22 protein-coding genes, 1 tRNA gene and 1 pseudogene are annotated in these 24,713 nt (G+C 71.6%); 12 read left to right on the forward strand and 12 right to left on the reverse strand.

Annotated elements, in window-relative coordinates; genetic code table 11:
- Positions 1–194 precede the first annotated feature (194 nt).
- Positions 195–356: a hypothetical protein gene (locus CD790_RS34360; protein ID WP_186318826.1), complete on the reverse strand. Its 162-nt coding sequence runs from the start codon at positions 354–356 to the stop codon at positions 195–197.
- Positions 357–955: 599 nt separating this feature from the next.
- Between CD790_RS34360 and CD790_RS01640 the strand changes: the two genes are divergently transcribed.
- The 8 genes from CD790_RS01640 to CD790_RS01675 all read left to right on the forward strand — a co-directional run bounded on the left by CD790_RS01640 (position 956) and on the right by CD790_RS01675 (position 10,015).
- Positions 956–1,270 carry a hypothetical protein gene (locus tag CD790_RS01640; RefSeq protein ID WP_144381150.1) on the forward strand — a complete coding sequence of 105 codons (315 nt, stop codon included), beginning with the start codon at positions 956–958 and terminating at the stop codon, positions 1,268–1,270.
- 238 nt (positions 1,271–1,508) lie between these two features.
- The gene (locus CD790_RS01645; protein ID WP_144381151.1) at positions 1,509–2,093 is read left to right on the forward strand and encodes an RNA polymerase sigma factor; all 585 of its coding nucleotides are present in this window, start codon (positions 1,509–1,511) and stop codon (positions 2,091–2,093) included.
- Positions 2,090–3,232, forward strand: coding sequence for a zf-HC2 domain-containing protein (locus CD790_RS01650; protein ID WP_260867269.1), 1,143 nt, complete (start codon positions 2,090–2,092; stop codon positions 3,230–3,232). Before CD790_RS01645 ends, CD790_RS01650 begins: the two co-directional genes overlap by 4 nt.
- Positions 3,229–4,068 (forward strand): ATP-binding cassette domain-containing protein, encoded by an 840-nt coding sequence (locus CD790_RS01655; protein WP_186318827.1) that lies wholly within the window; start codon positions 3,229–3,231, stop codon positions 4,066–4,068. Before CD790_RS01650 ends, CD790_RS01655 begins: the two co-directional genes overlap by 4 nt.
- Positions 4,065–5,393 carry a hypothetical protein gene (locus CD790_RS01660; protein ID WP_144381152.1) on the forward strand — a complete coding sequence of 443 codons (1,329 nt, stop codon included), beginning with the start codon at positions 4,065–4,067 and terminating at the stop codon, positions 5,391–5,393. The genes CD790_RS01655 and CD790_RS01660 overlap by 4 nt, the downstream gene beginning before the upstream one ends.
- Positions 5,390–6,022 carry a hypothetical protein gene (locus CD790_RS01665; RefSeq protein ID WP_144381153.1) on the forward strand — a complete coding sequence of 211 codons (633 nt, stop codon included), beginning with the start codon at positions 5,390–5,392 and terminating at the stop codon, positions 6,020–6,022. Before CD790_RS01660 ends, CD790_RS01665 begins: the two co-directional genes overlap by 4 nt.
- Before the next feature lie 139 nt (positions 6,023–6,161).
- Positions 6,162–8,627 (forward strand): aminotransferase class III-fold pyridoxal phosphate-dependent enzyme, encoded by a 2,466-nt coding sequence (locus CD790_RS36545; RefSeq protein WP_313956447.1) that lies wholly within the window; start codon positions 6,162–6,164, stop codon positions 8,625–8,627.
- A 2-nt stretch (positions 8,628–8,629) separates the two neighbouring features.
- Positions 8,630–10,015: an aldehyde dehydrogenase family protein gene (locus CD790_RS01675; RefSeq protein WP_144381154.1), complete on the forward strand. Its 1,386-nt coding sequence runs from the start codon at positions 8,630–8,632 to the stop codon at positions 10,013–10,015.
- Between the two features lie 398 nt (positions 10,016–10,413).
- Here the strand turns inward: CD790_RS01675 and CD790_RS01680 are convergent, their stop codons facing one another.
- Positions 10,414–10,806: a hypothetical protein gene (locus CD790_RS01680; protein ID WP_186318828.1), complete on the reverse strand. Its 393-nt coding sequence runs from the start codon at positions 10,804–10,806 to the stop codon at positions 10,414–10,416.
- Between the two features lie 283 nt (positions 10,807–11,089).
- On the opposite strand from CD790_RS01680, the gene CD790_RS01685 reads away from it, so the two are divergent.
- The 3 genes from CD790_RS01685 (at position 11,090) to CD790_RS01695 (ending at position 12,995) form a co-directional block, all read left to right on the forward strand.
- Positions 11,090–11,611 (forward strand): sigma-70 family RNA polymerase sigma factor, encoded by a 522-nt coding sequence (locus CD790_RS01685; RefSeq protein WP_144381155.1) that lies wholly within the window; start codon positions 11,090–11,092, stop codon positions 11,609–11,611.
- The gene (locus CD790_RS01690; protein ID WP_144381156.1) at positions 11,608–12,300 is read left to right on the forward strand and encodes a hypothetical protein; all 693 of its coding nucleotides are present in this window, start codon (positions 11,608–11,610) and stop codon (positions 12,298–12,300) included. The genes CD790_RS01685 and CD790_RS01690 overlap by 4 nt, the downstream gene beginning before the upstream one ends.
- A 68-nt stretch (positions 12,301–12,368) precedes the next feature.
- A complete protein-coding gene (locus CD790_RS01695) occupies positions 12,369–12,995 on the forward strand; it encodes a hypothetical protein (protein WP_144381157.1) in 627 nt (208 codons plus the stop codon).
- 170 nt (positions 12,996–13,165) lie between these two features.
- Here the strand turns inward: CD790_RS01695 and CD790_RS01700 are convergent.
- Together CD790_RS01700 and CD790_RS01705 are read right to left on the reverse strand one after the other, a co-directional pair.
- Positions 13,166–13,241 (reverse strand) — tRNA-Arg (locus CD790_RS01700).
- 125 nt (positions 13,242–13,366) lie between these two features.
- Positions 13,367–15,700, reverse strand: a complete 2,334-nt coding sequence (locus CD790_RS01705) for a glycoside hydrolase family 18 chitinase (RefSeq protein ID WP_260867270.1) — start codon at positions 15,698–15,700, stop codon at positions 13,367–13,369.
- Positions 15,701–16,024: 324 nt separating this feature from the next.
- Between CD790_RS01705 and CD790_RS35470 the strand changes: the two genes are divergently transcribed.
- Positions 16,025–16,228 carry a hypothetical protein gene (locus CD790_RS35470; RefSeq protein ID WP_260867271.1) on the forward strand — a complete coding sequence of 68 codons (204 nt, stop codon included), beginning with the start codon at positions 16,025–16,027 and terminating at the stop codon, positions 16,226–16,228.
- A gap of 110 nt (positions 16,229–16,338) precedes the next feature.
- Here the strand turns inward: CD790_RS35470 and CD790_RS01710 are convergent, their stop codons facing one another.
- The 8 genes and pseudogenes from CD790_RS01710 to CD790_RS34365 form a co-directional block, all read right to left on the reverse strand.
- Entirely contained in the window at positions 16,339–18,147 is a 1,809-nt protein-coding gene (locus CD790_RS01710) for an IucA/IucC family siderophore biosynthesis protein (RefSeq protein WP_260867333.1), read from the reverse strand.
- A gap of 60 nt (positions 18,148–18,207) precedes the next feature.
- Positions 18,208–18,690 (reverse strand): annotated as a pseudogene (locus tag CD790_RS35475) (GNAT family N-acetyltransferase); the annotation flags it as partial.
- Positions 18,690–19,970, reverse strand: coding sequence for a lysine N(6)-hydroxylase/L-ornithine N(5)-oxygenase family protein (locus CD790_RS01715; protein ID WP_144381160.1), 1,281 nt, complete (start codon positions 19,968–19,970; stop codon positions 18,690–18,692). The gene CD790_RS01715 and the pseudogene CD790_RS35475, both read right to left, overlap by 1 nt.
- A gap of 11 nt (positions 19,971–19,981) precedes the next feature.
- Positions 19,982–21,550: an aspartate aminotransferase family protein gene (locus CD790_RS01720; protein WP_144381161.1), complete on the reverse strand. Its 1,569-nt coding sequence runs from the start codon at positions 21,548–21,550 to the stop codon at positions 19,982–19,984.
- A gap of 318 nt (positions 21,551–21,868) precedes the next feature.
- Positions 21,869–22,762 carry a siderophore-interacting protein gene (locus CD790_RS01725; protein WP_144381162.1) on the reverse strand — a complete coding sequence of 298 codons (894 nt, stop codon included), beginning with the start codon at positions 22,760–22,762 and terminating at the stop codon, positions 21,869–21,871.
- A gap of 92 nt (positions 22,763–22,854) precedes the next feature.
- Positions 22,855–23,892: an ABC transporter substrate-binding protein gene (locus tag CD790_RS01730; protein WP_144381163.1), complete on the reverse strand. Its 1,038-nt coding sequence runs from the start codon at positions 23,890–23,892 to the stop codon at positions 22,855–22,857.
- Between the two features lie 138 nt (positions 23,893–24,030).
- The gene (locus CD790_RS35480) at positions 24,031–24,399 is read right to left on the reverse strand and encodes a DUF4190 domain-containing protein (protein ID WP_260867272.1); all 369 of its coding nucleotides are present in this window, start codon (positions 24,397–24,399) and stop codon (positions 24,031–24,033) included.
- Between the two features lie 3 nt (positions 24,400–24,402).
- Positions 24,403–24,579: a hypothetical protein gene (locus CD790_RS34365; RefSeq protein WP_186318829.1), complete on the reverse strand. Its 177-nt coding sequence runs from the start codon at positions 24,577–24,579 to the stop codon at positions 24,403–24,405.
- Positions 24,580–24,713 lie beyond the last annotated feature (134 nt).

Genomic DNA, 24,713 nt, shown 5'->3' on the forward strand with positions numbered 1-24,713 from the left:
CAGTGCACAAACCGGCATGATGGCAGCGCGCCCACATGTTGAGTGATGTCGATCACGTACATGAACGGGCCCGAGGATGTGGAAATGAAGGAAGCCCGCCCCCTGATGCTTTCCAGTGCGCCGGGGACGGACTTCCCGCTCATGGCCGCAGGCTGTGGCTCCGGTCGGGGGTGACCCCGGCCGGGGGCACGGCGCTACAGCCGCAGCAGGTGGAGAATCGCGACGAGGATCGTGGTGAGGTCGGCGACGAACGCCGTCCCCTTCTTCACCTTGCCGCTGCCCCTGCCGGCGGCCGCGCGAGCGGCCTTCGCCGCCCGGCGCCAGTCAAACCTGCGCTTCTTCCCTAAGAACGCCATGCGTATGTCATCCCTCTCGCGTGGTGAACGTGCGCGGCCCGGAAACCTGGACCGCGCGCGTAGGCCAGGTGTCTGGGTTCGGGCACTGAGAGGGGGTGACGGAGTCACACCCTACTCGGCCCGCCATCCGCCGGGTAACGCCCGAAGTGGTGACTTTCCGTCCGCTCGCCGCTGTGCCAATCCGCCACTCCTAGCGAAGAGTTGGTGACGGCACGTATCTACGCGCGTGATCAGCCACAACGTCGCGGCGGGCGGTGTGGCGGCCGATGTCCGGGGTGCGCCGACGCGGCGAAGGTCACAGCCGCGAAGGGTCATTCGTTCGTGGATGCAAAGCCCATATGGGGCGGTCTGCCCCATTGTCTTGATCCATGTGACCCCCCTCACATCTAGCGTCCTTGGCGTGGCCTGCCTTGTCGGAGATTCGAGGGGGAACGCCCGGCTCGTCCGGGCGCCTTCGCGTCCAGGTGGCGCGACCGCGTTTCGTGATGCTCAGTTGCGCTGGCCAATTCCGGCCGCCGGCCGCGCCGCGCGGGCCAACGGCCCTGGCCAATGCGCCGGATGTGGGGGCGGAGGACCGGTGCCAGCGTGACAATAGGGCCGTGAGCGAGGAGAACCGACTGCGCGCCCTGCCGACCGAGTCCGTCGGAAAGCGGGCCTGCGACCACTGCCGCGCGAGGCCGATGAAGCTGCCGGGGCTCAGCGGCGGCCTGTGCATCGCGTGCTACGCCGCGGAGCGGCTGGCCCGGCCTCGACAGACAGGACTGGGACAGTCGGCGTGCTTCGTCTCCGACCCCTGCATGGGGTGCGGAAGCGAGGAGGTCGACGCGAACGGCTGGGAGTTCTGGTGCGACTGCTGCGGCATGCGCGTCGCGGTCGCCAACCCGCCGGGGCAAGCGACGCTGCGGCTGGTGTGACGGCGGGGAGGCACTGCCCCTCGCCCGGGACGCGGAGGCTCCGCTCCTCACTCGGTACGCGCGGGTGCCGGCGCCTCCGGTCCTGACGGCCGTGTCGCGGCCGACTCGCCCCTCGTATGACACCCCTCGCGGGACACCCGTCGTATGACCCCCCTCCGGTCGACACCCTTCCCATGGCCGTCTTCGCCGGCGACGCCGCCCGTGAACCGAACCGGTTCCGGCGAGCGATAGAGGGGGCGTGAGACTGTTCCGCCCACGAAGGGCTGACCGAGACGACGACGCCGCCCTGTTGCGTGCCGTCGCCGGAGGGGACCAGACGGCGTTGGCCACCTTCTACGACCGGCACGCCGGCTGGCTGTTCGCGCGGCTGTCGCGACGCTGCGCGGACCCCGAGACCGTGCGCGAGGTGCTCCAGGACACCTTCCTCACCGTCTGGCGGTCCGCCGCCTCCCACCGCGGCACGGAGTGCGGCGGCTGGCTGTGGGTGATCGCGTCCCGGCGGCTGGTGGACGCGCAGCGGGTCCAGGCGCGCGCCGAGCGGGTGGAGTACGCGCCGCCACCGGTCGCACCCTCCGCCGAGGAACGGGTCCTCGACGGCTTGGAGTACGGCGACGTGGGGGCAGCCCTGAACCGGATCTCGCCGGAGTTGCGCGAGGTGCTCAGGGCCACGGTCGTGGACGGGCTCACCACCCGGGAGGCCGCCCAACTGCTCGGCATCCCCGAGGGCACCGTCAAGACCCGGGCCATGCGGGCCCGCCGCGAACTGCGTGCCGCGCTTGCCCAGTTGTCCGAGGATCGCGCACCGCTGGGAGGTCTGGCGTGACGAGTCGACACGAGACCCCGGAAGCCGCCGGGGCGCGGCCGACGGCCGGGACGTGGCACGTCGACGGGGTGATGAGCGCGCGCTACGCGGCGGGGACGCTCGACGAGGCGGCGGAGTGGTCGCTGGAGAAGCACGTGGAGGTCTGTGGCGGCTGCGCGGCCGCGGTGTCGGCCGCGGTGCGCTCGCGAGGAGACGCGGCGCGGGTGCTGGAGGACGTGCGCGGCACGCTGCTGGGCGCGCTGCCGGCGACGGTGGCCGACCCACGGCGGGAGGCCCATGCCACCGACCGCCCGGCGCGCGCCCGGCGGCTCGACCGCCATGGCCCGCCCGACCGCACGCGTCTGCTCGGCCGCACGCGTCGGTTCGACCGCCCCGGTCTGCCCGACCGCGCCGGTCTGCCCGACCGCACCGGGGGCCTACTCGGCGCCTCCACGCCCGGCCGCCCCGGTCCGCCCGGCCGCACGCCTCGGCTCGGCCGCACGCCTCGGCTCGGCCGCGTGCTCTGGGCCGCCGGCCCCGCGCTGCGCGGCGCCTGGGTGATCGCGGTGTTGCTGGTGTGCGCGGGCGCGGTGGGGTTGGCGTACGGGGCGGACGTCGACGGCGTCCGGCCGCTGCTGCTCGCCCTGGCGCCGCTGCTGCCGCCGGCCGGGGTGGCGATGTCCTACGGGCCGTCCGCCGACCCGGCGCACGAGATCGCCCTCGCCTCCCCCTCCGGTGGCCTGCGGCTGCTGCTGACCCGGAGCGCGGCGGTGCTCGCGGTGAGCCTGCCGCTGCTGACGGCGGCGGGCGCCGTGGTGCCGGACGGGCCCGGGGTGCCGGGTGCCGCCGCCTGGCTGCTGCCGGGGTTGGCGCTGACGCTGGGCTGCCTGGCGCTCGGCTCGTACCTGGGCTGTACCGCGGCCGCCGGACTCCTCGCCGGCGCCTGGGGCCTCGCGGTCCTCGCGCCGGCGCTCCTCGTCTACCGGCGGGGAGGCGGCGTGCCCTGGGACAGGGCGCTGACCGATCACCTGGCCCGGTGCCTGTCCGGCGCCGGCGCGCAGGCGGGCTGGGCCGCGGCGGCCGCCCTGTGCGCGGCGCTCGTCGCCCTCCGCCGCCACTCGTTCGACCTCGCGCCCGGCCCCGGCCGGCCCCGCGTATGAACCGTCTGGAGACCCTTGTGAGCGTACTGACCATCAGCGGACTGACCGTCCGGCACCGCAGAACCCTCGCCCTCGACTCCGTCGACCTGGACTTCGACCCCGGGGTGCACGGCCTGCTGGGCCCGAACGGGGCGGGCAAGACCTCCCTGATCCGGGTCCTGGCCACGGTCGCCCGCCCCACCGCCGGCCGGGTCGAGCTCCTCGGCCGCGCGCTGTCCGGGCACCGGGAGCTGTCCGCCGCCCGCCGCCGGCTGGGCTATCTGCCGCAGGACTTCGGCTACTACCCGGGCTTCACCGTGCGGGACTTCGTCGCCTACGTCGCGTGGCTGAAGGAGGTGCCGGCGGCCGAGGCGGGGGCGGCGGTCGAGCGTGCCGCGGCCCGCGTCGGGCTGACGGACCGCCTCGACACCAGGATGAAGACCCTGTCGGGCGGCATGGTGCGGCGCGTCGGCATCGCCCAGGCCATCGTCAACGATCCGGCCCTGCTGCTGCTCGACGAACCGACCGCGGGCCTCGACCCGGAACAGCGGGTCGAGTTCCGCGCGCTGCTGCGGGAGCTGGGCCGGGACGGCACCACCGTCATCGTCTCCACCCACCTGGTGGAGGACGTGGCCGCGGCGTGCACCGAGGTGACCCTCATCGAGTCCGGGACGGTGGCCTACCGCGGCACGCCGGACTCCCTGGCCGCACTCGGCGAACGACCGGACGACCTGACCGCACTCGGCGAGCGCTCGGACGACGGGGACTCCGCCGGGAGCCCCATCGAGCGTGGCTACACCGCCGCGCTGCGTCTGGCACGCTCCGGGGCGGCGGCCACCCGAGGGGTGGCCCGATGAGGCTCGATGAGCGCCCCTCCCTCCTCCGCCGCCGGGCGACGCGCCCCGTGACAACGCCGCCCCGCCGCCTCCGCCACCCGCTCTTCTCCGAGGTGCGCGGCGGCTCCGCCGGCTGGATCGCTCTGGTGGTGTGCGTGGCCGAGGCGCTGTACATGGCGGACAAGGCGGATTACTGGCAGGGGAGTTGGTCCGAGACCCGCCAGTACCTGCACACCACCGCCGTCCTGCTGCTCGGGCCGTTCACGGCCGCCGCCGGATGCTGGCAGGGCGCGCGGGAGCGCCGCAGCCGCATGGCGGAGCTGCGCGCGTCCGGGGCCAGAGGCGAGTTCGCGCAGTTCCTGGTGGTGGCGGTGCCGGTGGCGCTCGCGGCCGTGGTGGGCCACGCCGTGGTGGTGACCGGGTCGCACCTGGCCACCTGGCCGTATGCTCCCGGCGGCCGACCGATCTTCGCTCCGGTCGCCGCGGACCTGGTGCTCCTCGCCGGCGTGGCGGTCATCGGCACCGTCGTCGGCCGGCTCGCGCCATGGCGGCTGGCGGCGCCGGCCCTCGCCGCCGCCACGTATCTGCTGCTCGCCTTCCTCGCCGACGTCGACTCCTCGGCCCGGTTCCTCAGCCCGGCCGCCGACGACGGCTTCCGCGTGGAGCCGGTGTGGTGGCAGCCGCCGGCGATGATGGCGTGGATCGGCGGCCTCGCCGTCGCCGCGGCCCTCGCCCACACCCTGCGCCCCCGATGGTCCTGGGTCGCCGTCGTCCCGCTCGCCGCCGCGGTCGCCGCGGCGGTTCCGATGGCGCGGACGGGCGAGGACATGTGGCAGCTGCCCGCCCACGCGCGCGAGCAGGTCTGCGACGACTCGAGGCCGCGCGTGTGCGTCGAGGCGGAGAAGAAGGACCTGCTGCCGCAGGTGTCGGCCGCACTGTCGGGCATCACCGGCCGGCTGAAGGGCGTGGACCACCTTCCCGACCGCTTCCAACTGCCGCAGCTCTACTACGGGCAGAACGTCGTACGGGGCGGGCTGGCCGAACCCGAGCAGTTCGCCTGGGAGGCCGCCTCGATGCTCCTCCCCGACTGCGAGAACCGACCCGACGAACACCTCCACGACGCCGTGCGGGACTGGCTGGTCTCCAACGACCTCAGCGACAGCAGGCGGGAGAGCTGGGAGCAACGGGCGCGCGAAGGGGGCGACCGGCAGTCCCTCGAGAACGCCCGCGCCGAGGCCCGAGTGCGGTCCCGTCTCACCTCCATGGACGAGGATCGCCGACGCGCCTGGCTCGGCCGCTACTTCGCGGCCACCCGCGCCTGCTCCGGAAAGGTGCCCGCCCTGTGACCCACCACTCCACCGCCCGCCCGCACGCCCACGGACTCGTCCTCTACGCCCGGTCGCGGGCCCTGCCCGGCACCGTGCTCGCCCTGCTCGCCGTCGCGGCCCTGACCACCGTCGGCGCCCAGGTCCCCGAGGTCTACCTCGACCCGGCGCAGCGGATCCGCGCCGAGGCGCTCGCCCCCGTGTTCGCGGCCTGCGCCATCGGCATCAGCACGTACCAGCACTCTCCGGCCCTGGACGCGACCGCCGTCCGCCCCTGGCCGCCCCGCCGGCTGGCTCACCTCACCGTCCTGACCCTGATCGCCGGCCTCGCCCTGGTGCTCGCGACCCCCTCCGCCTCGGATTTCATCGGCACCTGGGGGCTCCTCCGCAACCTCCTCGGCGGGGTGGGCGTGGCCCTGGCCGCCGCCACGGTCATCGGTGCCCGGCTCAGCTGGGCGCCCACCCTCGTCTACCTCACGATGCTCTACCTCTCCCGCGGCGACGCCCTCGGCCGCGCCCACGCCCTGTGGGCCTGGGCCGCCCAGCCGGGCGCCCAACCCTGGTCCTGGATCCCCGCCGCGACCGCGTTCCTCGTCGGCACCGCCCTCTTCGTAACGCGCGGGCCCCTGCCGGAGAACGGGAGGGACTGACGACTGACGGAGAAGATTTTGTCCACGATATGACCTGGTTCGTTCGAGCCTGTCGCTTCCCCTCTGTCTCGGCTTGCAGACTGATCCTTCGCGGAGAACCAGGAATGGAACTCCCGACCGACCGTCGATGGGGGAAGCGATGACGCGACTGGACCCGACGAGGGCACCGCTCATAGACGCGGACGTCCTGGTGAAACAAGACCGATCCCGGCTGATCCATCCACACCTGCCCGGTGACGTCACCGATCGCATCATCATGGTGGAGGGCTCCGGCTGCCGGTTACGCGACGCGCACGGCCGCGAGTATCTGGACGCCACCGGCGGGCTCATGCTCGCGCACGTCGGGCACGGGCGGCGCGAGTTGGTCGAGGCCGCGGCCGGGCAGATGTCCACACTGGAGTACTTCAGCAGCTTCCACGAGTTCACCAACGAACCCTCGATCAGGCTGGCGAGCCGGCTCATCGACCTGGCGCCCTCCCCGATGGAGCGGGTGTACTTCACCAGCGGTGGCGCGGAAGCGGTCGACGCCGCGCTGCGCATGGCCCGGCTCTACCACCACCGACGTGGCGAGCCGGAGCGGACGTGGATCCTCGCCCGCAACTTCGGGTACCACGGCATCACGTACGGCGGCGGCGCGGCGACCGGTATGCCCATGTTCCACCAGGGCTTCGGCCCGATGCTGCCCCACGTCCGGCACCTGACGCCGCCGATGCCCTTCCACCCGGAGATGTACGGCGGCGAGGACCCCACCGACTTCTGCCTGCGGGAGCTGCGGGAGACGATCGAGGAGATCGGCGCGGACAAGATCGCGGTCATGATCGGCGAGCCGATCCTCGGCGTGGCCGGCGTGGTCGAACCGCCGAGCGACTACTGGCCGCGGGTGCGCGAACTGCTGGACGCCCACGGGATTCTCCTCATCCTCGACGAGGTCATCACCGGGTTCGGCAGGACCGGGCACTGGTTCGCCGCCGAACGGATGGGAGTCACGCCCGACTTCATCGTCACCGCCAAGGGGCTGACCTCGGGCTACTTCCCCATGGGCGCCCTGCTGGTGGCCGACCGTGTGGTCGACGTCGTCACCCGCGACGAGGGGTTCATTGGCGGGTACACCTACAGCGGTCACGCGACCGGCTGCGCGGTGGCGCTGACCAACCTCGACATCCTGGAGCGGGAGAACCTGCTGGCGGCCGCCGTCGAGGTCGGCGACCACCTCGGCGCCCGGCTGCGCCGGCTGGAGGAGCTGCCCACCGTCGGCCAGGTCCGGCAGATCGGGCTCATGATCGGCATCGAACTGGCCCAGGACCCGGACACCGGGGAGCCGCTGTCGGCCGAGTGGGTGCCGCCGCTGGTCCGGGAGCGCAACGGGGTCATCATCCGCAACAACCCGAACACCGTGCTGATGAGCCCGCCCCTGGTGATGAGCCACGAGGAGGCGGATCGGGTGGCGACGGCGGTGGCCGACGCCCTCACCGAGCACGCGACCAAGCCCAGGAGGAGGGCGGCAGCGCCGGCACGGCCCCTGCCGGTGCTCGACACCCCGTGGGAACGGCCGCCTTCGATGCCGGACCTGCTCGCCGCCGCCATGGAGTGGCACTTCGACCCGAAGACGGGCTCCCGCTTCTGGCTGGAGCGGGCGAAGAGCCTGGACTTCGACCCGCGCAAGGACATCCGTACCGAGGCCGATCTGACGCTGTTCCCGAACATCGTCGACGAGCTGCGTGACGTCCGCGTGGAAGACCTCGTCCCGCGGGGATACGGGGACGCGCCGATCCCGCTGGACGTCTTCGAGAGCGGCGGGACGACCGGTGCGCCCAAGCGCGTCGCCTGGCTTCCCGACCTCCACGAGCAGCTGAACTCGTGGCACAGCGGGGTCCTGGACGACCGCGGTGTTCCCCGCGGGGTGAACTGGCTGACGATCGGCCCGAGCGGACCGCACATGTTCGCCCCCATGGGTCGGACGCTGGCGCACCGCCGGGGCGGAGTGCCGCTCACCGTGGACCTCGACCCGCGGTGGGTCAAGAAGTGCGTCGGGGAGGGGCGCTCCGAGGACACGAAGAGGTACCTGGCACACGTCCTCGACCAGGTCGGGTGGATCCTGCGGAGCCAGGACGTCGGCGTCGTCTTCACCACGCCGCCGCTGCTGGAGGCGTTGGCCGACGACGAGGAGCTGGCCGAACTGATCAACCGCAAGGTCCGCACCCTCATCTGGGGCGGTGCCTCGATGAGCGTCGACACCCGCAGCCTGTTCCGCGACGAGGTGTTCCCCGAGGCGCAACTGCTCGGCTTCTACGGGAGCACCATGGTCGGCGCCGGTATGTACGAGCGAGCGGGGCTGGCCGCGGACGAGCCGTCCACCTTCGACCCGCCGTACCCGTTCGTCAGCATGAGGGTCGTCGACCCGGACACCGGGAGGACGGTGCCCTACGGCGAACGCGGTCAGGTGGTCATGAGCCACATCAGCCGCAGCATGCTGATCCCGAACAACCTCGAACGGGACACCGCGATCCGCCGTCCCGCCGTCGAGGGCCTCGGCGGCGACGCGGTCGCCGACATCAAGCCGGTCCCGACGTTCGACGGCACCACCGTCGTCGAGGGGGTGTACTGACGATGGCCGGTTCTCCGACACCGGTCCACCTCGACGCCCTCGGCCCCAAGGGCCCCTATCGGGCGCAGGCGAGGGACGTCGTCCACGACGTCACCGGTCGGCCGATCGCGGAGCTGAGCATGGTGCCGCGGCTGTACGCGCGGCGCGGCATGGCGGCGCTGCGGCGGGCGGAGACGGCGCCGTTGGACGAGCGGGTACGGGCACTGGCCGAGGCGGGCCGGCTGTTCGCCACCGCCACCGTCAACGGCATGTCCGTCGACGCGTACCAGCACGCCGTGGCCCGGGTGAGCGGCCTGCCGATCTCGATCGTGCGGGAGGCCACCCGGAACACGGCGACCAGCCTGGCCGGCGCGTACGGCTTCGCCGCCCAGGCCCGACCGCGCGGCAGCCGCGACGGGTCGAACGGCGCCGGCACCGCGGTGTGGATCCGGCGGGGTGATGTGTTCGCCGTGCTCACCGCCGGCAACCACCCGGGGATCCACGCGCAGTGGGTGGAGGCGCTGGCACTCGGCTACCGCGTCGCGGTACGCCCCTCGCGACGCGAACCGCTGAGCGCGCACCGGCTGGTCACCGCCCTGCACGAGGCCGGCTTCGGCAGGGATCACGTCATCCTCCTGCCCTCCGACCATGCCGTCGCCGACGACCTGGTCGAAGGCGCCGACCTGGCCATGGTCTACGGCGGCGACGCCGTGATGGACAAGTACCGGGCCAGCACCACCGTGCTGCCGCACGGACCGGGCCGGGCCAAGATCCTGATCACCGCGGACACCGACGTCATGCGGCATCTCGACACGATCGTCGACTCGATCAGCCAGGAGGCCGGCGCCGGCTGCGTCAACACCACGGCGGTCTTCGTCGAAGGCGACCCGGCCCCGGTGGCCAAGGCCGTCGCCGACCGCCTGGCCGACCTCCCCTCACTGCCACCGGAGGACGACCGGGCCGTGCTGCCGGTCAAGCGGTTGGACACCGCCCTCGCCCTGGAGAAGCACCTCCACACCGAGGCCGCCGGCGCCACGCCGTGGCTCGGCGGCGACACCATCGTCGCCGACCTCGGCGACGGCGCCGCGGCGCTGCGCCCCGCGGTGTTCCAGCTCGACCGCGCCGACGCCCCGCAGACCCGCCTGGAGATGCCGTTCCCCTGCGTGTGGATCGCCCCGTGGAGCCGCGCCGACGGCCTGGCCCCGCTGCGCGACACGATCGTGCTCACCGCCCTCACATCGGACCAGGCCCTGGTCCGGCGCCTCCTCGACGAACCGACCATCGGCAACCTCCACGTCGGCGACCACCCCACCCACGTACTGGTCCCCGGCCTGCCCCATGACGGCTACCTCGGCGAGTTCCTCATGCGAAGCAAGACCTTCACGAACGCGGCGTGGGAGATGCCGTAGCCCTCACCACGGCCGGTGCGGCCACCCACGTGAAGGCCCCGGACCATGACCGGTCCGCGGCCTTCGCGCTGGGTGCCCCCGGCGGGATTCGAACCTGCGACACCCGCTTGAGGAGTGGGATCGAATCCATGACCGAGGGTGCTGCATCACGCCAGGTGGCGCTTGCGCTCGCCCTGGCCCAGGTACCGGGACGGTGTGGAAGGCGGCGGCCCTACCGCGTGGATCGGTAGTGCCGCGTTGTTCCTACCGGACGGATTAGGTCCGTTGCGGCAGCGTCTGCGGTCTTCGGGTTCGTCCTGGCGATCCGGCACGCTTCCTCTAGCACGAGCCCCCAAGCCCCTTCCCGCGGCCTTCCGTGTTCGCCTGCTGCCGGGTAGGCGCGCTTCACCACCGGTCCATCACCGCGGCAGCACTCTGGGCCGGTCGGGCGGGGACCCGGCCACAGCCGCGTCGTACAGTCGCCGGATGTCGGAGCCGAAGCACGGGCTGTAGGAGATGTCGGCGGTGGGCCCACCTGTCTTCCAGCCGCCTATGCTCCCAACCACATCACCCCTCCCCGTGTGCGGGTTGAAGTTCGCCAGGAACGGGCCGCCACTGGTACCCGACCGGTAGTCGTCACAGGCGATCCGGAGGTACGAGCCGGGCGTGCCGTCGGTAGGCGTGAACCGCGTCGTGGAGTTGGTGCAGGTCAGCGGTTGCCGGTCCGTGTTCGGATAGCCGATCAGCCTGACTCGGGGGAATGCGTAACCGCGCCCGGTGGCAAGGGGGTTGCCACCCACGACGTCCTGCACCTGCTTGCCGTCGCTGCGCGCCCCGAGCCGTACGAATACCACGTCCCACGGCGCGCCCTTCGTGTGCCCGCGTCGTAGTAGCGCTGATCGATCACCAGTAACCCGGCGCCACCGCGAGGGGCACCACGGAGCTATCCCACCCGGAGCCCGTGGTGCCCCTCGCACGTGCGTACGGCTCGCGTGCGGGACCGCCCGCGACCGCCCCGTCGAACTCTTCGGCCGCAAGGCCCCCAACCAGACGGGTGAGTTGTTCGTGATACCGGGTGAGGGGATCGGAGGGGATGTGGCCGAATGGTCGAGGCTTCTGTCCGAGCTCGCGCAGGAGCGCGGCGCGGAGCTGAACCGGTACGGCTTCCTGCTGTGCGGCAACCGCGCGGAGGGCGCCGACCTGGTACAGGAGGCACTGGTACGGGTCTTCTCCCGACCCCGCCGTGCGTGGGAACTGGGGGAGGCGGAGGCATACGTGCGTCGCACGATGCTCAACCGCTACCTGGACCTGCACCGGCGCCGAACTCGTTGGCTCCGCGCGCTTCCGCGGCTCGTGTCGTCGGCGCCGGCTGCCGACCACAGCACGGACGTCATGCACCGGGTCGACCTTATGGACGCCATGCGTGAACTGTCGCCGAGGCAGCGGGCGTGCGTGGTGCTCCGTTACTACGAGGACATGTCCACCGCGGGCATCGCGGCGCGGCTCGGCTGCGGTGAGGGGACGGTCAAGCGTCATCTGAGCGACGCGCTGGCACGGCTGGGCGCCCAGTTGCGGCCACCCACACATCACGTCGCGGAGGAAAGGCTGGAGACATGAACCCCAAGGAACTGCGCGAACAGTTGCTGGCCGCCGCGCAACGCACCCCGTCGATGGAGATCGACACCGAGCGCGTCCGGGCCCGGGTGCGTCGGCGCCGACGCGTCCGGTACACCGCCGTGGCCGGGGCGGGCCTGGCCGTGGCCGCCGCGATGGTGCTGAACACGCTGCCGTCCGACTCGACGCCGGAGATCAAGACACCGACGGACTCACTGATCAGGCAGCCTCCGGTGACCAGTGGCGCGGCTCCGGAGCTCCCTCATTACACCTGCGGCTCGAGAGTGCCGGCGAGTACCGGCCGCGGAGCTGTGACCGTCCGTATCTCCGAGGTGCGCACGGCCCCGGATGGAGCCCCGGAGGTCACCTACGCGGTGAACTCGACCGCCCCAGCGGTGCTGTCCGGCGGTCCACGGATTCTCGTCCTGAAGGAAGGCCGGGTCGTGGCCGGTCAGGATCCATCCGGACCGGCATCCGAGAGCACCACGAACCGGGCGACCATCACCCCCGACCGTCCGCACCGCGCCCGGCTCGCGCCAGTGCCGGGCCGGCCGTGCGCGGGAACCTCCTGGAGTTCCGTGTGGAAGGGCGGCTACGAAGTGGCCGTCGTCCTCGTCACCCAGGATGCCGTGCCCTCCGGCACTCGAGCCCCCGGTTCATCGATCGTCGCCCGCGCCCCCCTGGCCGGATGAACGGCCGACCTCAGGACCGGCTTCTCCTTCTCCTCTCGCACGGCTCTCGACACCTCATGGAGGAACTCATGCGTCGCTCCTTACTGCCCGCCGTCCCCGTCCTGCTGCTCGCCCTCGCCGGATGCGGGGCCGATTCCGACGCGGCGACCGGTGATCCGGCCCACCCCGCCCCGACCACCACCTCCCCGCCACTGAAGCTCCAGGACCGCTCCCTGCCCTGTGGCGGCACCATCGAACGCCCAGTCGTCGTCAGCGGCCCCGACGAATCACTGCAACTGACCGTCACGTCCCTGCGACGCCAAGGCTCCACGCTGCGGACCACCTACAAGATCACCGCCCGCGACCGGACGCAGGCACTCAGCCTGCCGATCGCCGATGTTCCGCCCACGGCCCTCCTGATCAAGCGCGGCGTCATCGTCGGCCGCCAGAAGCCCGACGCCGACACCGGTCCGGACGGCGGGCCGGCCATCCTGTACCCCGTCGGCCAGCGCCCCTACACCAGGACTCTGACGGTCGACAGCCTCTGCCCCGGCACCACATGGTCCGACGTGGACAAGCACCCCGGCGACTACCAGGTGGTCGTCGTCATGTCGATCCAGCCGCAGGGAGAGCCCTCCGACAGCCCGACATCAGACGGTCGCCGACCGCTGCCCCTCCTCGAAGCCACTCGCGACATCTCCACGAAGAGCCAGTGAACGCGACAGACACCCGGCCTCATAGCGCGGCGTCCCCCTGTGCGACCGTGAGGCCGCCTTGCTGCTCAAGCGGCGGCCCGGCCCTGGTCTCAGCCTGGCTGCCCGCTGCCGTTGATGCCAGAAGTGGATGACAAACGCCCCGGAGCATGATCACTCCGGGGCGTTAGCGCTGGTGCCCCCGGCAGGATTCGAACCTGCGACACCCGCTTTAGGAGAGCGGTGCTCTATCCCCTGAGCTACGGAGGCGGGGGGATCACGCGGATCCGGCGACTAGCCTAGCGGATCCCGCCTCCGCGCTGGCAAGAATCTCCTTTCCGCAGGTCAGTGCGGGTGTGTGGGGGAGGGGAGGGTCTGGGAGGGGAAGGGAAGGGTCAGCGGAGGCCGGTGTCGAGGGCGGTCATCAGGGTGCCGCTGTCGCCGGACATCTCCCAGACCATCCCGCCGAGGAGGCCCCTGCTCTTGATGTACGCGGTCTTCTTGCCGATGGACCAGGCGTCGTCGAAGGTCCACCACTGGCCGTTCGGGCTGGTGTAGCCGTAGGTGGCCACGGACTGCTCGTCGTGGTGGACGGTCAGGTTGGGGACGGAGGCGATGAGGTTGTCGTAGCCGCGGGTGCCGGCCTCCTCGGGGAACTGGCCGGGGGCGGCGCCGCCCGCCTTCTGCCACTCGCCCTTGGCGCCGCCGTCCTCGACCTGCTGCCAGCCCCGGCCGTAGAAGGCCAGGCCGACGGTGAGCTTGCGGGCCGGGACGCCGGCGTTCAGGTAGACCTTCACCGTGTCGTCGACGTTGAACTTGGTGGTGTACGGGTCCTGGGCGTCCTGGTAGAGGTTGCCGGCGTGGCCGGTGCGGTGGGGCTCCCAGGAGTTGTCGCTGCCCGAGCCGTGGAAGTCGTAGCCCTGGACGTTGGCGAAGTCCATGTAGTCGAAGACGCTGGGCGTGCCGTCCCTGGTGGTGATGTCCCAGCCGGCCTCGATCTTGGCCGGGTCGGCCGGGGTGAAGGCGGTGAGCAGGTACTTCTTGCCCGTGGTCGCGGAGAGCGCGTCGAGTTGCCTGCGGAACTCGGCGAACAGCAGGGTGTTGTTCGCCTTGTCCTCGGGCGACCAGTGGTTGCCCGGGTGGCCCTCGGCGCCGGGCCACTCCCAGTCGAGGTCGATGCCGTCGAAGACGCCGGCCGCCACGCCGGTGCCGCCGCGGCCGTTGACCACCGGGAGGTTGCCCTTGATGTACATGTCGACGCAGGACTTGACGAACTTCTGGCGTGAGCTCTCGGTCCTGGCCGCGTCGGAGAAGTACTTGCTGTACGTCCAGCCGCCGAGGGAGATCGTCGTCTTCAGGTGCGGGTACTTCGCCTTGAGCTTCTTCAGCTGGTTGAAGTTGCCGGCCAGCGGCTGGTCCCAGGTGTCTCCGACGCCGTCCACGGACTCGCCGGCGGCGAAGCCCTTCTCGTAGTCGGCCCAGGAGTCACCGGCCCCGTCACCCTGGTTGGGGTCCTGGGGGTTGGGGGTGGTGGCCTTGGTGACGCCGTTGAGGCAGGTCAGCTCGGTCGGGTGGAGGTTGGAGAAGGCGTAGTTGATGTGGGTGAGCCTGGCGGCGGCGCCGTTGGTGTCGAGCTTCCTGATCGGGAAGGCGCGGCCGTAGATGCCCCACTGGGTGAAGTAGCCCACCTTGACCCGTTCGGTGGGGGTGTCCCCGCCCTGGGTGCGCACCGTGGTGGGCGGGCTCGCCGGGCCTGTCTGGTCGGCGGTGTCGCGGGCCACGACGGTGTACGTGTAGTCGGTGCCCGGGGTCAGGCCGGTGTCGGTGTACGAGGTGGAGGCGGAGGTTCCGACGACCGTGCCGCCGCGCAGCACGTCGTAGTTCTTGATCCCCTTGTCGTCGGTGGCCGCGGTCCAGGTCAGCTTGAGGCCCGTCTGGGTGATCTCGCTCGCCTGGGGTGCGCCGGGTGCGCCCGGCGGCTCGTCGGTCCCGGAGCCCGAGGTCCGGAGGGTGGTGGGCGGGCTCGCCGGGCCCGTCTGGCCCGCGGTGTCGCGGGCCACCACCGTGTAGGTGTAGGCGGTGCCCGGGGTCAGGCCCGTGTCCGTGTACGAGGTCGTGCCGGTCGTGCCGACGACGGACCCGTCGCGCAGCAGGTCGTAGTTCTTGACGCCCTTGTCGTCGGTGGCGGCCGGCCAGCTCAGCGAGATCGACGTGGCCGTGACGCCGGTGGACGTGGGGGCTCCGGGGGCGCTCGGCGGGGTGTCGGCGGGTGGCGCGCCGTCGCAGGAGCCGCCGTCCAGCTTGCAGCCGGACGGCTCGCCGTTGCCGCCGGCGACGAAGCCGAAGCTGGCGCTGGCGCCGGGCGCGATGGTGCCGTTGTACTCGCGGTTGCGGGCCGTGTGGTGGCCGCCGGAGGCGGTGACCAGCGCGTCCCAGTACGCGCCGACGGAGGTTCCGGAGGGGAAGTCCCACTCCACGGTCCAGGAGTCGATGGTCGTGGTGCCGGTGTTCTCGATGGTGAACTGGCCCTGGAAGCCGCCGTCCCAGCTGGAGGTCTTGGCGAAGGTGGCGGTGGCCGCCGCGGCCGCCGTCGACTCCGTCGGGGCCGTTGGGGCCATCGGGACCGCTGAGGCGGCGGGGGTGGCGAGGCCGGCCAGTGCGGCGACGGGCAGCAGGAAGGCGGTCAGCGCCGCCGTCCCTAAGCGTGATGAGCGTCGTGCGCGTCTCAAGGGTGCTCCTCGCGTCGGGGGGTGTGACGGCCCGCGCGTGCGCGCACGGGCCGGTGAGTGAGGAACCTGCACCGCCCGGGGAGGCGCGCCCCGGAGCTCACACCTCGGAGGTCGCCTCGGAGACCCGCTCCGAACCGCCCCGAGCCCCTCCGGAGATGAAGATGTCGCGCTCACCCCGCAGTGAGACGGAGCGTAGAAAGGACTAGACCAAGCGTCAATAGGTCTAGACCGAAGAACGCATTCCACCGTCCCCCCTTCGCCCGATGGGGTGAGCCATGGCCATGGGATGCGGTCCGAGCCTCGGCGGTGCGGGACGATCCCGCGATGAGCCTCCGCCGCGCCGCGCCGCCGCCCAGCGGCTCCCAGCCCGCGCCGCCCTCCTGCGGGACGTGCCGCAACCCCATGTGGTGGGACACCACCTACCCCTACCCGCCCTGCTGGTACTGCTCGGTGTGCGCCTACCCCGAGAACCACGTCCGCGGGCCGGGCAAGCGCGAGAGGCGTGACCAGCGCGAGGAGGCGCGCTGAGGGCGCGCGTGAAAGGCCGCCGGGCGGCTCCCCTCGCGCCCCGCGCGGCGGCATGACAGGCGGGAGCGAGTGGGAGCCGCCCGGCGGCGGCTGGGCGCGCGGCCCCGGGGTCAGGCCCCGGGGGCGAAACGCGCGATCGGGTTGCGCAGGGTGCCCACGAACTGCAGGGCGCCCGCCGGGTCGGCGAGGTCCACCATCTGCTTGTTGTTGCGCAGCTGGAGCCGGTTGAGGCAGGACAGCGTGAACTCCTCGGCGAACATGTCGTACTGCCGGAACTTGTCCGTCAGGTGCGGCGCCGACTCCTGGTAGGCGATGACGCACTCGGCGACCGCCCGCCAGAACGTCTCCTCGTCCACCACCCCGTCCTCGGCCAGCGTGGCGCCCAGGAAGCGGAAGAAGCAGTCGAAGACGTCCGTGAAGATCGACAGCAGCTTGACGTCCTCGGGGACCTCCGCGCGGATGCGCTGGACCGCCGGCGGCAGCGCCGCGTCCGGGTCCATCACCACGATCTCCTCGGCGATGTCCTTGAAGATCGCCCGCTGGACGACGCCGTCCTCCAGGACCAGGATCACGTTCTCGCCGTGCGGCATGTACGCCAGGTCGTAGGCGTAGAAGCTGTGCAGCAGCGGGGTGAGGTAGGCGCGCAGATAGCGGCGCAGCCACTCCTCCGGCGCCAGCCCCGAGCGCCGGATCAGGGCGCCCGCCAGGGACCCGCCCTCGGCGTCGGTGTGCAGCAGCGAGGCCATGGTGGCCACCTTCTGGCCCGGCTTCAGGCCGGACACCGGGCTCTCCCGCCACAGCGCGGCCAGCATCTTGCGGTACGGCGAGTAGCGGTCGGTCGCCGCCTCGTACGCCCGGTGGCGGTAGCCGATGGCGGCCCGCTCCCGGATGATCGTCAGGCCGGTGGCGCGCAGCACCACGTCGTTGGCGATCAGCTGGGCCAGCCAGTCGTTGATGGCCGGGGTCGCCTCCATGTAGGCGGCGGACAGGCCCCGCATGAAGCCCATGTTCAGCACCGACAGCGCCGTCTTCACATAGTGCTTCTCGGGAGCGCTGACGTTGAAGAACGTCCGGATGGACTGCTGGGCCAGGTAGGCGTCGTCGCCCTCGCCCAGGCAGACCAGGCGGCGCTGGGCGATCTCGGCGGCGAAGGTGACCGACATCTTGTTCCACCACTGCCAGGGGTGGACCGGGATCAGCTGGTAGTCGGCCAGGTCCAGGCCCAGCTCGCGCATGGTCTGCGCGAACCGCTCCAGGGTCGCCTCGCCCAGCTCCTCGCGCATCAGCGTGTCGTAGTCGATGTCCGCGCAGGAGGTGAACGTGGAGTGGTCGCGGTGCGCGGCGAGCCACACCAGATGGAGGGGGCTGGCCGCCTCCGGCGCGTACGCGTGGTACTCGTGCACGCCGAAGCCCAGCCGCCCGTTGTTGGCGACGAAGCAGGGGTGGCCCTCGGTCATCCCGGTCTCGATCGTCTGGAAGTCGGCCTCGGCCAGCTCGGCGGCGCTCAGCCGCGCCTCGCCCAGCTTGTAGGCGGTGCCGGAGAGGGTGGAGCTGATCTCCTCCAGATAGACCGGCAGGATCTCGTCGCTCAGCCCCAGCGTCTCCCGCAGCTCGATGAAGAAGTCGAGCGCGTCCAGCGGGAGCTCCACGCCGTCCCGGTGGCGGGTGATGGAGTCGGCGTCGACCTGCCAGTGGTCCAGGGTCAGCACCGAGGCCGTGAAGCGGTACTCCACGCTCCGGTCGTCGCCGCGCACCGACCAGCCGCCGTCGGGGAGTCGCTCCGGCGTCAGCAGCCGCTCGTGCGCGAACTCGGCCAACGCCTTGCGGAGGAGGAGTCGGCCGGCCCGCTCCCAGCGCTCGGGGGTGAGGTGGGCGACGGCGCCGGTGAGGCTGGAGCCGCCGCGGCCCTGGCTGGCCAGGAACCGCTCACGGGTGCAGACGCTCAGCAGCGCCTCCTTCTCCGGCTTCTGGATCGGGCCGACGACCTCGAAGCCGACGACCGCGTTGAGCGCATGGACGGCCTTGTTCCGGATGTCCGGCTCGACGACCACGCGCCGGTTGCGCGGGTCGGAGAAGAGCAGCTCCATGACGGTGGTGATGACCGCGCGGGTGAAGCCGTGCAGCGGGATGTCGGTGGGCGCGCACAGGAAGTGCATGCCGACGTCGCCCGGCCGCGCGTCGTACAGCCCGACCAGCTCCAGCCGCGACGGGTCGTACCGCTCGACGAGGAACGCCGGGCGGCCCTCGTACAGCCCGATGAAGGCGTCGTGGTGCGGGTGCTCGTGGATCTTGCGGTACTCGGCGCCGACCTCGGCCACCGACAGGTCCTGCATCATCCAGAACGCGGACTTGGGGTGGGTCACCCAGCCGTGCAGCAGCTCCGCGTCCGCGTCCGGGTCCAGGGGGCGGATGGCGAACTCGCCGAGCCGGTCGTCGTGCCGGCGGAAGAGGATCTCCGACATCAGAGGGACACCTCCGGGGCGCCGAACTCCTGGAAGGCGATGGCCTTCTCGATCGGGTAGACCTCGCGGCCCAGCAGCTCCCGCACGATCCAGGAGTTGCGGTAGGGGCCCATGCCCAGGTCGGGGGAGGTGATGCTGTGCGTGTGGGTGCCGGCGTTCTGCAGGAAGACGCCGTTCCCGGTGGTGTCGACGCTGTAGTTGCGGGCGACGTCGAAGCGGCCGTGGGCGTCCCAGCGCAGCCGGTCGCGGATCGGCTCCAGGAAGGCCGGCGGCTGGTAGCGGTAGCCGGTCGCCAGGACCAGACCCTCGGTGGTGAGGGTGAAGTCCCGTCCCTGCTCCTCGTGGCGCAGGTCCAGGCGGTACGTCCCACTCTCCGAGTCGTACGAGGCCGACTGGAGCCCGGAGTTGGTCAGCAGCCGGGTGGGGACCGGGCCGGTGAGGTTCTTCTGGTAGAGCAGATCGAAGATGGCGTTGATCAGCTCCGAGTCGATGCCCTTGAACAGGCCCTTCTGCTCGGTCTCCAGCCGGTAGCGGGTGTCCTCGGGCAGCGCGTGGAAGTAGTCGATGTACTCCGGGGAGGTCATCTCCAGGGTCAGCTTGGTGTACTCCAGCGGGAAGAACCGCGGGGAGCGGGTGACCCAGTCGAGCCGGTAGCCGTGGACGTCGATCTCCGACAGCAGGTCGTAGTAGATCTCCGCGGCGCTCTGCCCGCTGCCGACCAGGGTGATGGACTCCTTGGCCTGCAGCGCCGCCTTGTGCTCCATGTAGCGCGAGTTGTGCAGGAAGTCCCCGCCCAGGTCGCGGCAGGACTCGGGGATGTACGGCGGGGTGCCGGTGCCCAGCACCAGGCGGCGGCCGCGGAAGACGCCGTCGACGGTGCGCACGACGTACACCTCCTCGGCCTCGTCGTACTCGACGGTCTCCACCGTCTCGTTGAAGCGGACGCTGGTGAGCTTCGCCGCCGCCCAGCGGCAGTAGTCGTTGTACTCCGTCCGCAGCGGATAGAAGTTCTCGCGGATGTAGAAGGAGTACAGCCGGCCGGACTCCTTCAGGTAGTTCAGGAAGGAGTACGGGGAGGTCGGGTCGGCCAGCGTGACCAGGTCCGACATGAACGGGGTCTGGAGGTGCGCGCCGTCCAGGAACATCCCCGAGTGCCACTCGAAGTCCGGCTTGCTCTCCAGGAACACGCCGTTCAGCTCGTCGAGCGGCTCGGTGAGGCAGGCCAGACCCAGGTTGTACGGGCCGAGGCCGATGCCGACGAAGTCGTAGGTGGTGGACATGGTTCTTCCGTTCAGCTGGCGCGGCGGGCGGGGGCGGCGGCGTGTTCGTTCAGGTAGCGGCCGGCGTGCTCCGCCAGCAGGTCCAGGACGTGCGCGATGTCGTCGAGCGAGGTCTCCGGGTTGAGCAGGGTGAATTTCAGGTAGTGCGCCCCGTCGACCGTGGTGCCGGCCACGACCGCCTCGCCGGAGGCGGCCAGCGCGTCCCGCGCGTACAGGTTGGCCTCGTCGGCCAGCTCCCGCAGCGCCCCTTCCGGGGGCAGGTAGCGGAAGACCAGGGTGGAGAGCTGGGACTTGGTGACGACCTCGTAGCGGGGGTCCTCGTCCAGCAGCGTCCAGGCGTCGGCCGTGCGGTCGCAGACCTCGTCGAAGAGGGCGCCGAGGCCGTCCGCGCCCATGATGCGCAGGGTCATCCACAGCTTCAGCGCGTCGAAGCGGCGGGTGGTCTGGATGGACTTGTCGACCTGGTTGGGGATGCGCCGCTCGACCATGCGCTCCGGGTTGAGGTAGTCGGCGTGGTAGGTGGCGTGGCGCAGCGTGGCCCGGTCGCGGACCAGCACCGCGCTGGAGCTGACCGGCTGGAAGAAGGACTTGTGGTAGTCCACGGTGACCGAGTCGGCGCGCTCGATGCCGTCGAGCAGGTGGCGTCGGGTGCGGGAGGTGAGCAGCCCGCAGCCGTAGGCGGCGTCCACGTGGAACCAGGTGCCGGCCCAGGCGGCCAGGTCGGCGATCTGCGGCAGCGGGTCGATGGTGCCGAAGTCGGTGGTGCCCGCGGTGGCCACCACGGCCATCACGACCAGGCCCTCGCGGTGGCAGCGCTCCAGCTCGCGGGCGAGCGCGGCGGGCCGCATCCGGCGGTCGCGGTCGGTCTCCACGGCGATGACCGCGTCCTGGCCGAGCCCGAGCAGCTTCGCGGACTTCTTCACGCTGAAGTGGCTGACCTCGGAGGAGAGGATGCGCAGCCGGGGCAGGACGTCGTGCTGGGTCAGCGGCTCGGCGGCGTTCTTCAGGGCCTGGGTGACCGCCTCCTCGCGGGCGAGTAGCAGGGCCTGGAAGTTGGACTGGGTGCCGCCGCTGGTGAAGATGCCGTCGGCGTCCGGCCCCAGGCCGAGACGCTCGGTGGTCCAGTCGACCAGGCGGCGCTCGATGAGGGTGCCGCCGGCGCTCTGGTCCCAGGTGTCCAGCGAGGAGTTGATGGCGGACAACACCGCCTCGCCGACCAGCGCCGGGATCACCACCGGGCAGTTGAGGTGGGCGAGGTAGCGGGGGTGGTGGAAGTAGATCGCGTCGCGGAGGTAGACGTCCTGCAGCTCCTCCAGCGCGGCGCCGGCGTCGCCGAGCGGCTGGTCCAGGTCGATCCCGGATATCCGCGGGGCCAGTTCGTCCGGGGTCACGCCGGAGAACGGGCGGTCGGTGCGGGCGACGGTGTCGGCCACCAGCGCGATGCCGTCGGCCACGGAGCGCCGGTAGCTCTCCGCCGTACGGTCATTGAACAGGTGCGACCTGGCATCCGCCGCCCCGGCTACGGGTGCGGTGGCGGTTCCTGTCGACGGGTCCTCGGAGGTGCTCGCGAGGAGACTCAACGGAATGTCCTTTCTGAAGCGGGCATGGGGGTGCCCTGGCCGGGCCCCGTCCGGAGGGTGTCGAGGGTCGTGCGGACGGGCCGGCGACGCGGTGAGGGGTGTGGAGGAGAGCAGGAAGGCGGGAGACAGGGCGGCGCGGTCGCTCCGTGCGGGGTGAGGAGGAGCCGTGCGCGGCGAGCTTCGCGGGGGGAGGGCGTCTGGAGGGCGGAGGGAGGGCCTCGTACGGGCGGGGGCGTACGGGGGCGGCTTACGGGGAGGGGAGGCGTGCGGGGAGACGGCGGCTCCCGGCCGGCGGCCGACCGGAGCCCGAAGAAACGTTTAGTCCTCGCTGGGGGCCGGGTTGGTCACGGCTTCCTCGATGAGCTGTTCCTCCGTGGCGCCACGGCGCCAGTAGCCGGTGAACATGACGGCCTCGCGGTCGAAACCGCGCTCGCCGACCAGGTGGCGACGCAGCGTCCGCACGGTGCCGGCCTCGCCGGCGATCCAGGCGTACGCGGTGCCCTCGGGAAGGCTCGCGGCGCGTACCGCGTCCGGGATCAGGCCGGTCCGCGGGCGGCCGTCGCCGCCGTCCCGCACCAGCCAGACGATCTCGGCGTCCGCCTCGGTGTCGAGGCGCTGGATGTCCTCGGCGTGCGGCACCTCGATCCAGACCCGGGCCGGGGTGCCGGCGGGCAGCCAGCGGAGGATGCCCGAGACGGCGGGCAGCGCGGTCTCGTCGCCGGTGACCAGCACCCAGTCGGTGCCGGCCGGCGGGCGGAAGTCCACCCCGGCGTTGTCCGGGGCGATCGGGCCCAGGAGCACGGCCCGGTCGCCCGGTTCGGCGCGAGCGGCCCAGCGGGCGGCCGGGCCGCTCGCGGCGGCGGAGTCGGCACCGTGCAGTGCGAAGTCCACGTCGAGCTCGACGGATCCGTCGTCGGCCCGGCGCTGGTCGCGCACGGTGTACGTGCGCATGACCCCACGCGTCTCCGGGTCCATGGCGCGCCACACGGAGAACCACTCCTCCCCCGCCTCGACCGGGACGACGGGGGCGTCCTGGCCGGGTTGCGGAAGGAAGAGCTTGAATCTCTGGTCGCGACCGCCCGTGGCGAACTCGGTGAGCTCCGGGCCGCCGAAGGTGATCCTGACCATGGAGCGGCCGAGGGATCGCGTTCCGGTGACGCGCGCGTCGAAGAAGCGGAACGGAACGGCGGTGGTGGTGGCTGCGGTGGTCATGTGAGAGGGGTGTTCCTTTCACGCGCCGTGAGTGCCGTGGGCGCCATGGGTGCCATGGGTCCGGGGTGTGCGGTGGTGGGTCGGGGTCGGCGTCAGCTGACCTTCTTGGCGTCCTGCATGGCCTTGGTGAGCGCCTCGATGAGCGGGGCGGCACCGGCGTAGGAGAAGCGCGGCTCGCTGCTCCAGCCGGTGATCTGGCCGGCCTTGACGGCGGGCAGCTTGGACCAGGTCGGCTTGGACTTCAGGTCCTTGGGCTGGAGGGTCGCGGTGCGGTCGTCGAGGAAGAGCAGGTCCGCGTCGTACTTGTCGGCGTTCTCCCAGCTCAGGCTCTCGAAGTAGCCGCCCTGGTCCAGCTTCTTCGGCTGGACGAACTCGACGCCCAGCTCGCTGAAGTAGATGAGGTCGGCGTTGACCTTCGGGTTGGAGACGTAGAACAGGTCGGCGCTGGCGGAGCAGGCCATGACCTTGATCTTCGAGCCCTTGGCGGTCTTGCGGAGGGTCTCGGCGGCCTTCTCGAAGCGGGCCTTCGCCTCGACGACCTTCTTGGCCTTCAGGTCGGCGCCCAGCGACTCGGCGAGCTCGGCGTAGCGCTTGATGGGGTCCAGCATGGAGACCCGGCCGCTGGTGATGGCGACGCTGTCGGCCAGGCCGAGGATCTTGTCCTTGCTGTCGTCCGGCACGTAGAAGAGCGCGCCCGGGTCGTACATGTTGGTGATGAGCAGCTCGGGGCGGAGCGCCGCGTACTTCTCGACGTTGAACTGGCCCCACTCGTTGCCGAGCACGGTCACCTGGTCGACCGGGAGGTCGCCGGCCTGCTTGTCCGGCTCGCCGTTCTTGAGCGTGGTCGGGCCGAAGGTGCCGACGATCTGCTTGTCCACGCCGAAGTCGTAGAGCGCGGCGGCCGAGCCGATGTACGCGACGACGCGCTGCGGGGTGCTCTTCTTGGAGATCTTGGTCTTGCGGTCGTCGGTGAAGGTCCACGGACCGCTCTTCTTCGCCGCGCCACCCGACTTGTCGGATCCCTTGGCGTCCTTGCTCCCACAGGCGGTGACCAGGGCACCGAGGCCGACGGCGCCGCCCGTGGCGAGCAGTCCGCGGCGGGAGAGGGGGAGGGCTCTGGCGTTGGGCATGGGGAGGAGTCTTTCTGTGGAGCGGGGACGGAGCGTGGCACGGGACGGCCCGCCGGACCGAAGTCGAGGTTAGGTTAGCCTAACTTCAACGGATGTCCAGTCTGGGGTTCCGTGCCACGCCTCGTTCCTGGCTCCGAATCAGCCTCCGAAGTGCCAGAACACCGCGTCGTTCACGGTCACGAGCACCGCCAGTACGACCAGGTCGGCGATGCCCAGGGTCAGCCCGAGCAGCGCCCGGCCGCGGCGCCCGGTGCCCCGGGCGAGCGCCAGGCCGGCCAGGACGATGGCGCACGGGCCGAAGACCAGATTGAACAACAGCAGCCCGATCAGGCCCAGGACGAACGACGCCACCGCCATCCCGTCGGCGTCCGCGCGGGGGTCGGAACCGCGGGTCGACGCCGTGCGGTTGGGCGCGAGGCGCGCCGGTTGCGGGGAACGTGCCGGGCGCGGGGAAGGTGCCGGGTGCGAGGAACGTCCGGTGTGCGTGGTCAGCGTGGCGTGGTCCATCGGTCAGCGTCCCTTCTGCGTGTCGGGTGTGTGCCGGGCCGTCAGGCGTTCGCGGAGGAAGAAGGCCAGCAGCCAGACGGCGATGGCGGCCGAGGCGGCCAGGAAGACCGGGAGCGGGGTGTGTGCCGCCGCGCCCAGCACGATGCCCATGAGGGCGAGCACTGCGACCAGGAAGAGCATGTGCGGCCTTTCTCGTAAGGATGGCCTGCGGTGTCGTGCGCGGCGGCTGCCGCGCACCGTCTGCTTCTGCGTGCTGTGTGTCCGGCGCGTCGCGTCCTTGTGCGTCGCGTTCGGCGCGCGGGTGCGTGCGCGTC

Source organism: Streptomyces sp. SAJ15 (genome assembly GCF_007595705.1).
Classification (GTDB): domain Bacteria; phylum Actinomycetota; class Actinomycetes; order Streptomycetales; family Streptomycetaceae; genus Streptomyces.

What these genes read in the sequence shown, in the direction of transcription:
- CD790_RS34365 (WP_186318829.1), bottom strand. Translation starts at nt 24,579, where the DNA reads ATGCTCTTCCTGGTCGCAGTGCTCGCCCTCATGGGCATCGTGCTGGGC.
- CD790_RS01660 (WP_144381152.1), top strand. Translation starts at nt 4,065, where the DNA reads ATGAGGCTCGATGAGCGCCCCTCCCTCCTCCGCCGCCGGGCGACGCGC.
- CD790_RS01690 (WP_144381156.1), top strand. Translation starts at nt 11,608, where the DNA reads ATGAACCCCAAGGAACTGCGCGAACAGTTGCTGGCCGCCGCGCAACGC.
- CD790_RS01715 (WP_144381160.1), bottom strand. Translation starts at nt 19,970, where the DNA reads ATGTCCACCACCTACGACTTCGTCGGCATCGGCCTCGGCCCGTACAAC.
- CD790_RS01730 (WP_144381163.1), bottom strand. Translation starts at nt 23,892, where the DNA reads ATGCCCAACGCCAGAGCCCTCCCCCTCTCCCGCCGCGGACTGCTCGCC.
- CD790_RS36545 (WP_313956447.1), top strand. Translation starts at nt 6,162, where the DNA reads ATGACGCGACTGGACCCGACGAGGGCACCGCTCATAGACGCGGACGTC.
- CD790_RS01725 (WP_144381162.1), bottom strand. Translation starts at nt 22,762, where the DNA reads ATGACCACCGCAGCCACCACCACCGCCGTTCCGTTCCGCTTCTTCGAC.
- CD790_RS01675 (WP_144381154.1), top strand. Translation starts at nt 8,630, where the DNA reads ATGGCCGGTTCTCCGACACCGGTCCACCTCGACGCCCTCGGCCCCAAG.
- CD790_RS01695 (WP_144381157.1), top strand. Translation starts at nt 12,369, where the DNA reads ATGCGTCGCTCCTTACTGCCCGCCGTCCCCGTCCTGCTGCTCGCCCTC.
- CD790_RS35470 (WP_260867271.1), top strand. Translation starts at nt 16,025, where the DNA reads ATGAGCCTCCGCCGCGCCGCGCCGCCGCCCAGCGGCTCCCAGCCCGCG.
- CD790_RS01655 (WP_186318827.1), top strand. Translation starts at nt 3,229, where the DNA reads ATGAACCGTCTGGAGACCCTTGTGAGCGTACTGACCATCAGCGGACTG.
- CD790_RS35480 (WP_260867272.1), bottom strand. Translation starts at nt 24,399, where the DNA reads ATGGACCACGCCACGCTGACCACGCACACCGGACGTTCCTCGCACCCG.
- CD790_RS34360 (WP_186318826.1), bottom strand. Translation starts at nt 356, where the DNA reads ATGGCGTTCTTAGGGAAGAAGCGCAGGTTTGACTGGCGCCGGGCGGCG.